The sequence below is a fragment of the Actinocrinis sp. genome (assembly GCF_035946395.1).
Lineage (GTDB): Bacteria > Actinomycetota > Actinomycetes > Streptomycetales > Catenulisporaceae > Actinocrinis.
Genome location: NZ_DASYZI010000006.1, coordinates 21,058 through 29,646, shown reverse-complemented (window position 1 = coordinate 29,646; position 8,589 = coordinate 21,058). Strand labels below are relative to the sequence as shown.

11 protein-coding genes are annotated in these 8,589 nt (G+C 68.9%); 4 read left to right on the top strand and 7 right to left on the bottom strand.

Annotation, left to right across the window (positions count from 1 at the left end):
- The coding region (locus tag VGS97_RS00585; RefSeq protein ID WP_326851136.1) for a hypothetical protein at nt 1-426 on the top strand (426 nt) is incomplete at its 5' end.
- A gap of 284 nt (nt 427-710) precedes the next feature.
- Here the strand turns inward: VGS97_RS00585 and VGS97_RS00580 are convergent.
- The 3 genes from VGS97_RS00580 to rpe form a co-directional block, all read right to left on the bottom strand.
- The gene (locus tag VGS97_RS00580) at nt 711-896 is read right to left on the bottom strand and encodes a hypothetical protein (protein ID WP_326851135.1); all 186 of its coding nucleotides are present in this window, start codon (nt 894-896) and stop codon (nt 711-713) included.
- Nucleotides 897-1,112: 216 nt separating this feature from the next.
- The gene (locus tag VGS97_RS00575) at nt 1,113-1,895 is read right to left on the bottom strand and encodes an SDR family NAD(P)-dependent oxidoreductase (protein ID WP_349261919.1); all 783 of its coding nucleotides are present in this window, start codon (nt 1,893-1,895) and stop codon (nt 1,113-1,115) included.
- A gap of 251 nt (nt 1,896-2,146) precedes the next feature.
- The gene (rpe, locus tag VGS97_RS00570) at nt 2,147-2,839 is read right to left on the bottom strand and encodes a ribulose-phosphate 3-epimerase (RefSeq protein WP_326851133.1); all 693 of its coding nucleotides are present in this window, start codon (nt 2,837-2,839) and stop codon (nt 2,147-2,149) included.
- A 117-nt stretch (nt 2,840-2,956) separates the two neighbouring features.
- On the opposite strand from rpe, the gene VGS97_RS00565 reads away from it, so the two are divergent.
- The 3 genes from VGS97_RS00565 (at nt 2,957) to VGS97_RS00555 (ending at nt 4,603) form a co-directional block, all read left to right on the top strand.
- On the top strand, nt 2,957-3,586 hold the full coding sequence (locus VGS97_RS00565) for a uridine kinase (protein WP_326851132.1): 630 nt from the start codon (nt 2,957-2,959) through the stop codon (nt 3,584-3,586).
- A gap of 81 nt (nt 3,587-3,667) precedes the next feature.
- Nucleotides 3,668-3,988, top strand: a complete 321-nt coding sequence (locus VGS97_RS00560) for a hypothetical protein (RefSeq protein WP_326851131.1) — start codon at nt 3,668-3,670, stop codon at nt 3,986-3,988.
- Nucleotides 3,989-4,093: 105 nt separating this feature from the next.
- Nucleotides 4,094-4,603 (top strand): RpiB/LacA/LacB family sugar-phosphate isomerase, encoded by a 510-nt coding sequence (locus tag VGS97_RS00555; RefSeq protein ID WP_326851130.1) that lies wholly within the window; start codon nt 4,094-4,096, stop codon nt 4,601-4,603.
- Here VGS97_RS00555 and VGS97_RS00550 read toward each other — a convergent pair.
- The 4 genes from VGS97_RS00550 to def all read right to left on the bottom strand — a co-directional run bounded on the left by VGS97_RS00550 (nt 4,539) and on the right by def (nt 8,571).
- A complete protein-coding gene (locus tag VGS97_RS00550) occupies nt 4,539-5,501 on the bottom strand; it encodes a metallophosphoesterase (RefSeq protein ID WP_349261922.1) in 963 nt (320 codons plus the stop codon). The two genes, VGS97_RS00555 and VGS97_RS00550, sit on opposite strands and share 65 nt — an antisense overlap.
- An 87-nt stretch (nt 5,502-5,588) precedes the next feature.
- The gene (locus VGS97_RS00545) at nt 5,589-6,974 is read right to left on the bottom strand and encodes an RsmB/NOP family class I SAM-dependent RNA methyltransferase (protein ID WP_326851128.1); all 1,386 of its coding nucleotides are present in this window, start codon (nt 6,972-6,974) and stop codon (nt 5,589-5,591) included.
- Between the two features lie 64 nt (nt 6,975-7,038).
- Complete coding sequence (gene fmt, locus VGS97_RS00540) at nt 7,039-7,968, bottom strand: methionyl-tRNA formyltransferase (RefSeq protein ID WP_326851127.1); 930 nt, start codon at nt 7,966-7,968, stop codon at nt 7,039-7,041.
- A gap of 9 nt (nt 7,969-7,977) precedes the next feature.
- Nucleotides 7,978-8,571 carry a peptide deformylase gene (gene def / locus VGS97_RS00535; RefSeq protein ID WP_326851126.1) on the bottom strand — a complete coding sequence of 198 codons (594 nt, stop codon included), beginning with the start codon at nt 8,569-8,571 and terminating at the stop codon, nt 7,978-7,980.
- Between the last annotated feature and the right edge of the window lie 18 nt (nt 8,572-8,589).

Here is an 8,589-nt window from a genome sequence, read left to right as displayed (position 1 = left end):
ATGGTCGCGGCGATCTGGGCTGCTCCCATCGTGGCGCAGCGTCCTGCCATCGCGGCGGTGAATTGGAACACCCAGTTGGCGCGGCACCGCAACACGGTCTTCGCCGTCGGATGCACGGTCATCGCAGGACTCAATGACCCTCCAGCATGGCTGATCGTGGTCGACGCCGCGCTCCTGATGACATACCTACTCGCCGTGGACACACTCGCGGCCGGACCGATCGGTATCAGGCAACTGCGGCACGGGGTCGCCCCGCTCGCTGCCACTGCGGCAACCGCAGTCACGCTGCTCGGCGCTGCGGCCCCGGTCAACTCCGGCGCGGCCTGGGGCAGGATCGTAGCGGCAGTCGCCGTCACGGCAGCAGCACTTGCCACGAGCGCAGCGTTGTGGATCCGGCAACGACAGCGGGCCAGTGCTCAGGACTGACGATCAGCGGAATAGGGAGAACCAGCAGGCCAGGAAGGCGGTATCCCTGGCAACGCAGTATCCAAGGTGGTGCTCCAGCTAAGCCGCTGCTGTCTCGCCGGGCTGCCGGTCCGGTCCTGTATGTATCCCGGTCCTGGTAGGCGTGCCCGACCAGCGTGCCCAGCGTCCGCAGATCGTACGCACCGACGTTTCGAGCCCGACGCCCCCGCTGACGTCCTCAAGCGCGGTGATCACATGTAAATTCCCGTCCATAGTCGTCTCCGTCCGCGAGCGCGCCGACGCCGTCAACCGAGGTCTTGCGGGCAGGGCCCCGCCACCTTGCGCCGGGCCGCCGCCTCACGTCGTGTTGCGCTCGCGCGAGCTCGGCGCCGCTGCTTCAGGCAGCCGACCAGCCGGTCGTGTTCGGCCTGCTCGAACAGATGCTGGAAGTGGCTGTCTGCGATCTCGCGGCCAAAGCTGGCACTCACCATGATGATCGCCCCTCGTGAGGATCGTCTGCGGTGAGAACCGCCCGCTCTCGTCGGGCTGGTTCTCCTGTCCTCTACGATCTGCGCCCAGGTAGCCCTGGCGGATCGGTCGGATTCCCGAATTCGGGACCCGACTTGCGACCTAGGCCCTACCTTAGATGGCTTCCAGCTACCTTAGTCCGGTGATTTACAGGCCCGCGCCTACCTTAGACATGCGAATCAGTGAACGGAGAAGCCTCCGTCTACGAACAGCAGTTGCCCGGTGACGTACGCCGAGGCGGTGGAAGCGAGGAAAAGCGTCGCGCCGCGGAAATCCTCCGGCAGGCCGTTGCGTCCGATCATCGTGCGCGCAGCCCAGGTCTTGACCAGCTCGGGATCGGATGCCAGCTGAGCAGTCAGCGGTGTGATCACGAACCCGGGGATGATCGTATTGACGCACACTCCGTATCGTGACCACGCCTCGGCCTGCGAGCGGGTCAGCCCCGCGAGACCGGCCTTGGATACACCGTAGAGCCCGCTGTCGCCGAAGGCCGAGATCGACTGCTGTGAACCGATGTTGATGATCCGACCCCAGCCGCGCTCGGCCATCCGCGGCCCGAAACGCTGGCCGAGCTGGAACGGCCCGGCGAGGTTCGCGGCCAACACGGACTCGTAGTCGGCGAGGCCCTGCGCGGCCAGCGGCGGCCGCGGATTGGTCGCGGCGCAGTTGACCAGGATGTCGACCTCACCGACCAGCCCGACTGCCTCCTCGGCCGCCTCGGCGAGCCGAACCGGATCGGCCACGTCCGCCACCACCCGATGCGCCTCGCCGCCAAGCTCACGGATCCGGCCGACCGCGACATCGAGTTCCGCCTCGCGCCGTGCCAGCAGTACCGTGCGCGCTCCGGCGAGCGCGATGACTTCAGCCATTGCGTATCCGATGCCTGAGCTGCCCCCGGTCACCAGTGCCGCACGCCCACGCAGGGAGAACAGTTCTTCAAGAAGTTGCACGCCGATGATCATATTCGGACGCTCAGATAGACGACGGCAATTGGCGATGCCGTACCCGAAGGCGCGGGCGCGGGCGCTGCGCATGTTGATCTGATGATCTGACTGACTGCGCTGACCCGTCTCGCTGCATTGCAAGGTTTAAATGCCTTGCGAGTACTCGCAAGGGGAACGGGAGCAAACGCGGACGGCTAGCGTGTTTGGGGTGCGCGCCTTACGGGCGCGCCTTGTGCGTGCGGCCTACGTGCGCACCTTATGGAGGCGCTTTACGGGTGGGTGCCCTTCATGGTGGCCTTGCTGGTCGCCTGCTCAGCGAGGGCGCGTAGCTCGCGTACGGCCTTGTCTCGGTCCTGCGCTCCGTACACGGCCGATCCGGCGACAAACACGTCTGCGCCTGCCTCCGCGCAACGCTCGATCGTGTCGGCGGAGACGCCGCCGTCCATCTGTAGCCAGATCTGGCCGCCGTGCCGCTTGATCGCCTCACGGGTGCGCCGGACTTTCGGCAGCACCGAATCCAGGAACCGCTGGCCGCCGAAGCCCGGCTCGACCGACATGATCAGGACCATGTCCAGCTCCGGCAGCAGATCCTCGTAGGGTTCGATCGGTGTCGCCGGACGCAGTGCCATGCCAGCGCGCACTCCGCCCGCACGCAGTGTGCGAGCCAACCGGATCGGGGCGGTGGCCGCCTCGATGTGAAAGGTCACCGAACGTGCGCCGGCCTCGGCGTACGCAGGGGCCCAGCGGTCGGGGTCCTCGATCATCAGGTGGCAGTCCAGCGGCAGATCCGAGGCGCGCATCAGGGCCTCGACCACCGGCAAGCCGAGGGTCAGGTTGGGGACGAAGTGGTTGTCCATCACGTCCACGTGCACCCAGTCGGCGGCCCGGGAGACCGAGGCGACCTCGTCCGCGAGCCTGGCGAAGTCGCTGTTGAGGATCGAGGGCGAGATCTGGACCGTCATAACGCCATTGTCGCCCACCGCTCTGCGCTACTGCATGATGGTCTCTACGTGACTGTCCCGCCGCAACTCCTCCTGACACAGACCGCCCGACTCGGATCAAGCCGAGATGATGGTGCGATGGACGTACAAGCGATCTCACCGACGCTCCTCGTCGAACGACTCGCCGACCGGATCGCACAGTTCCCGCGCGACGCCTGGGTGCGCGTCGCCATCGACGGCCCACCGGCCGCCGATCCGGGCCGCTTGGCCACGGAGCTGATCGACCCGCTTCGGATACGCGGGCGCGCGGCGCTGCGCGTATCGGCGGGTGACTTCCTGCGCCCGGCCTCGCTGCGTCTGGAGTTCGGCCGCACGGATCCCGACGTCTATTACGACGAGTGGCTCGACACCAAGGGGCTGATCCGCGAGGTGTTCGGGCCGCTTGAGCAGGGCGGCGACGGCAAGGTGCTGCCGGCGCTCTGGGACGCCGAACGAGATCGCGCAAGCCGCGCCGAGTACACGACGCTGCCGCCGGGAGGCGTCGTGCTGCTCGACGGCGCACTGCTGCTCGGCCGGGGCCTGCCATTCGACCTCGCGGTCCATCTCTGGCTCTCGTCCGCCGCGCTGGCCAGGAGGACCGCGCCGGAGGCCGCCTGGACGTTGCCCGCCTACGAGCGGTACGAGTACGAGGCCGATCCGCTGCACGTCGCTGACGTTGTGGTGCGGGTTGACGATCCGCGGCACCCTGCGCTGGTGAACCAGTTCTGAGCGCGCCTGCTCCTTCCGCTGCGGCACGTCGCGGGCTGGGCGAGACTGGGACCAACCACCGCACGGAAAGGTCGGGCACTCATGGCTGACACTGCGCAGGAGCTCTTCGACGCATTGGCCGACGAGCTTGCGCCGCTGGGCGCGAAGAAGTCGAAGATGTTCGGGATGCCATGCCTCAAAGATCCCGACGGCAAGGCGTTCGTCGGGCTGCACCAGGACGAACTCGTCGTGCGCTTAGCACGGGACTCCGCCGAGCACGCCGAGGCTCTGGCGCTCGACGGCGCGCACCTGTTCGAGCCGATGGCAGGCCGCCCGATGAAGGACTGGATCTGCCTTCCGGAGGCGGAGCGCGAGCGCTGGTCCGAGTTCGCCGTGGCCGCCCGTGCCACGCCCCGCTCCTGAACACGACTCTCCAGCGGCCGGCCCATCGCAGGTAACGTTGACCTGTGGGACGGCACGCGCCGCAGATGCGCGCCACGTGTCGTTGTCGTAGGAGGCTGAGCCAAGATGACCGAGACGCCGGGCCGCGACGAAACGCAGGTCCGGGTGGCGGTAGGCAGCGACGAGCGCACTACATCCACGGACGCGGCTGTCGAGCACCTGAGGTCGCGCGGGCTCGACGTGGTCGCGGCCGGGCCGCTGGCCGACCGGCCCGCCGACTGGGTGCAGGTGGCCGAAGAGGTCGGGCGCGCGGTAGCCGAAGGGCGCGCCGAGAAGGCGGTGCTGTTCTGCTACACCGGGACCGGCGCGTCGATGGCGGTGAACAAGATCGCGGGGATACGCGGCGCGCTGTGCGTGGACGCGGAGACCGCCCGGGGCGCGCGACGCTGGAACGACGCGAACGTGCTGGTGCTCAGCTACCGGCTGGCCACCGAGACGCTGGTACGCGAGATCATCGACGCATTCCTGGACACCCCGGCGGATCCTGCCGAGGCCGCGACGATCGCGCAGCTCACCACGCTTGAGCGGACCGCCGCGCAGCCCTCTGAGCAGCGGTCTGCGCAGGCGGACGGCTGAGCACGCCGTCGGTGGGGACGCCCGGCAGGATCTCGCGCATCAGCACGGGACCGATCGAACGTGCACTCCACTCGCGCGGATAACCGAGCGAGACCTCTTCGAAACGCACGCCGTCGTGCCACGTGGTGCGCGGGATGTGCAAATGCCCGTAGACCATCGCAGTAACCGGGAAACGCACGTGCCAGTCGGCCGTCGCCGCCGTACCACACCACTGGGCGAATTCCGGATAACGCAGCACCATGGTCGGGTCGCGGACCAACGGATAGTGGTTGACCAGCACGAGCGGTTCGTTCGGATCGCAGGCTTCCAGGCGGCGCAGCGTCAGCTCGACCCGCGCACGGCACCAGTCCTCGCGGGACGGATACGGATCCGGATGCAGGCGGAACTCGTCGTTGCAGACGACGCCGGTGTTGTACGCGTACGCGAGTCCTTCTTCCTTCGACGAGGTACCAGGCGGGTAGAACGTGTAGTCGTACAGTAGGAAGAGCGGCGCGATGCGTACCGGACCCTCCGGGCCGGGCCAGACCGCGTACGGGTCCTCCGGGGTAAGCACGCCGATCTCGCGACACGCCTCGACCAGCCGCTCATACCGCTGCACGCCGCGCAACTGGTCCTCGCCGGTGGCCGACATTGTCCATAGCTCGTGGTTACCCGGCACCCACACGACCTGCGCGAAGCGGTCGGCGAGCAGCTTGAGCACAGCGACGATGTCGTCGATCCGTTCGGAGACGTCCCCGGCCACCAGTAGCCAGTCCGCGTCCGAGTACGGGCGCATGCCCTCGACGAGCGCGCGGTTCTCGGGATAGGAGACGTGCAGGTCGCTGGTTGCCAGCAGGCTGCCATCCACACGACCAGAGCCGCCACTGCCAGCGCCGCCACCACCACCGATCGCGTCCATAGCCATCCGACCAGCCTGCCGGTTTTCAGAGCTCCTGAGCAACTCGCCGCGTGCTCGAACGGTGTAAGACGTCAGATTGATATCAGGTCAGCGGCGGCGCAGCAGCGCGAGGTACATCGCGTCCGTGTTGTGAACGTGCGGCCACAACTGCACGTCAGGTCCGTCGCCGAGTTCCGGCACGCCGGGGAAGTACGGCCGCGCGTCGAGCTGTTCGACGTCGTCGCGGCGTGCGAGCACGTCCTCGACGACAAGTCGCGTCTCGGCCAGGTGCGGCGAGCAGGTCGCGTACGCGACGAGGCCGCCGCTGCGGGTCGAGTCCAACGCCGAGGCCAGCAGTTGCTTCTGCAACACGGCCAGCAGGGAGACGTCAGCGGGCTTGCGCCGCCAACGCGACTCGGGACGCCGCCGCAACGCGCCGAGGCCGGTGCACGGAGCGTCGACCAGCACACGGTCGAAGACGCCGGGAAGCCACGGTGGCTGCGTACCGTCGGCGGTGATCACCTTATGCACGCCGCGGATCGGTTGCAGCGCCCGCTTGACCAGCCTGGCCCGATGCGGGGCCAGTTCGACGGCCACGAGCCTGGCGTCACGCTGCGAGGCCGTGCCCGCGAGCAGCGCCGCCTTGCCGCCGGGGCCGGCGCACAGGTCGAGCCAGAGCTGATCGTCGCAGTGGCCGCCCGACGAGCCGCCGGTCAGCGGCGCGGCGGCAAGGGCGAGCGCGACAAGTTGGCTGCCCTCGTCCTGCACGCCTGCTCGGCCACGTGCCACCGCTTCGAGGTGCGCGGGATCGCCTTCGGGCAGATAGGCCGCAGTCGGTGCGTAACGCCCCGGTTCGGCGCCCTGCTTCACCAAGTCGGCCTGCTCGCACAGTCCCGGGCGTGCAGCGAGGGTGACCCCAGGGCGCAGGTTGTCTGCTTCGAGCAGTCGATCGATCTCCGCGTAGGCGTTCTCCTTGCCGCGGTGCGCGGCCAAGGCGTCCCAGAGCGCCGAGACGACCCACACCGGGTGCGAGCGGTAGACGGAGAGGTAGCCCTCGGGATCGCGGTCGGGGTCGGGCGCGACGCGGTTCACCCAGTCGCGCAGATCTCCGCGTGCGACCTTGCGCAGTACTGCGTTGACCATGCGCACCGCACCCTCGTGCGTCACTTCGCGGGCCAGTTCGACCGAGGCGTCCACAGCGGCGTGCGCCGGAATACGCGTCGCGAGCAGCTGGTGTGCGCCGAGCCGCAGTACGTCGAGGACTTCCGGGTCGAGCTGCGCGAGCGGCCGGTCTACGCACTCGGCCAGGATCGCGTCGTACGTCCCGCGTCCGCGTAGCGCGCCGTAAGCCAGCTCGGTCGCGAGCGCGGCGTCGCGCGCGTCGAGTCGCCGATCGGTGAGCAGCTTGGGAAGGACGAGGTTCGCATAGGCTTCGCGGTCCGACACCGCACGGAGGGTGTCGTAGGCGGCGAGTCGGGCCGGGTCAGTGCGCATCAGCCCATTATCCCGTGCGAAACGGGCCCGCCCGCCCGCTGCTCGAATTGCCCGCTGCTGCCCACTACTCGAACCGTGCATCGCTCTGTAGGCGCAGGCCGCGTGCCCAGTCGGCCGCCGTCATCCTCTTCTTGCCCTGCGCCTGGACCTCGCCGAGCCGTACGGTGTGTCCGGAACCGGTCCCGACCTGGAGTCCGCGCTTGTCGGCGAGGATCGCACCCGGCTCGATCTGCGTGACGCCAGGGATCGGTGTCACCGGGAAGATCTTGACCCGTTCGCCGTCCAGGGTCGTCCAGGCGCCCGGTGCGGGGGTGCATGCGCGCACCTGCCGGTCGATGTGTAACGCCGGAGTCTTCCAGTCGATACGGGCGTCGTCGGTGGTCAGCTTCGGCGCGTGCGTAACACCGTCGGTAGGCTGCGGTACCGCGGTCAGCCGACCGTCCTCGATCCCGTCGAGCGTTGCGACCAGCAGCCGCGCGCCGTCCACGGCCAATCGGGCGAGCAGGTCACCACTGGTGTCGGTACGGCCGATCTCCTCGGTCACGGTGCCGAACAGCGGCCCGGTGTCCAAGCCCTCCTCAAGCAGGAACGTGCACGCACCGGTGATCTCGTCGCCGGCCAGGATGGCGTGTTGCACCGGGGCGGCGCCGCGCCAAGCCGGCAGCAGTGAGAAGTGCAGGTTGACCCAGCCGTGCCGGGGGACGGCCAGCGCGGCGGGCGGGATCAGCCCACCGTACGCGACGACCGGACACGCGTCGGGGGCCAGCTCAGCCAGGCGCGCGATGAACGCCGGGTCGCGCGGCCGTGGCGGCGTGAGCACCTCGACGCCGGCCTGCTCGGCGACGTGACGCACCGGTGACTGCTCCACGTGCCGTCCGCGCCCGGTCGGCGCATCCGGCCGGGTGAGCACCGCGACCACCTCGTGCCGGGAGCCGAGCAACGCCTCCAGCGAGGGGACCGCCGTCTCCGGCGTCCCGGCGAACAGAACCCTCATCGCCGGCCCTCAGCGCGCCTGGCCGAAGGTCGGATGCGGCGAGACCCTGATCTGCGGCGGTTCGGTGCCCGCGGACCCACTGCCGTTTGCAATGCTGCCGCTCACGGCGCCGCCGTTCGCCCAGTCGGCCTGGCGGATCGCACGCAGCGCGGCTTTGCGGGTCTCGCGGTCGAGCCGGTCGATGAACAGCACGCCGTCGAGGTGGTCGGTCTCGTGCTGAAAGCAGCGGGCCAGCTTGTCGCTGCCCTCGATGACGACCGGGTCGCCGAACTCGTTGAAGCCCTTCGCGACGGCACGCAGCGCACGTACGCACGGGAACGGCAGGTCCGGGATGGACAGGCAGCCCTCGTCGCCGTCCTGGGTCTCGTCCGACAGGTCGAGCACCGGGTTGATCAGATGCCCGACTTCGCCTTCCACGTTGTACGCGAAGACTCGCAGCGAGACGCCGATCTGGGGTGCGGCCAGGCCCGCGCCGGGCGCGCCCAGCATCGTGTCGGTCAGGTCCTTGACGAGACGCCGCAGCTCCTTGTCGAAGTCGACGACCGGCGCCGCCTTGGTGCGCAACACCGGATCACCGAAAAGCCGGATCCGCTGGATCGCCACGGTACGCCGTCCGTTCGT

What these genes read in the sequence shown, in the direction of transcription:
- VGS97_RS00545 (WP_326851128.1), bottom strand. Translation starts at nt 6,974, where the DNA reads ATGCGCACTGACCCGGCCCGACTCGCCGCCTACGACACCCTCCGTGCG.
- VGS97_RS00555 (WP_326851130.1), top strand. Translation starts at nt 4,094, where the DNA reads ATGACCGAGACGCCGGGCCGCGACGAAACGCAGGTCCGGGTGGCGGTA.
- VGS97_RS00575 (WP_349261919.1), bottom strand. Translation starts at nt 1,895, where the DNA reads ATGATCATCGGCGTGCAACTTCTTGAAGAACTGTTCTCCCTGCGTGGG.
- VGS97_RS00550 (WP_349261922.1), bottom strand. Translation starts at nt 5,501, where the DNA reads ATGGACGCGATCGGTGGTGGTGGCGGCGCTGGCAGTGGCGGCTCTGGT.
- VGS97_RS00565 (WP_326851132.1), top strand. Translation starts at nt 2,957, where the DNA reads ATGGACGTACAAGCGATCTCACCGACGCTCCTCGTCGAACGACTCGCC.
- fmt (WP_326851127.1), bottom strand. Translation starts at nt 7,968, where the DNA reads ATGAGGGTTCTGTTCGCCGGGACGCCGGAGACGGCGGTCCCCTCGCTG.
- rpe (WP_326851133.1), bottom strand. Translation starts at nt 2,839, where the DNA reads ATGACGGTCCAGATCTCGCCCTCGATCCTCAACAGCGACTTCGCCAGG.
- VGS97_RS00580 (WP_326851135.1), bottom strand. Translation starts at nt 896, where the DNA reads ATGGTGAGTGCCAGCTTTGGCCGCGAGATCGCAGACAGCCACTTCCAG.
- VGS97_RS00560 (WP_326851131.1), top strand. Translation starts at nt 3,668, where the DNA reads ATGGCTGACACTGCGCAGGAGCTCTTCGACGCATTGGCCGACGAGCTT.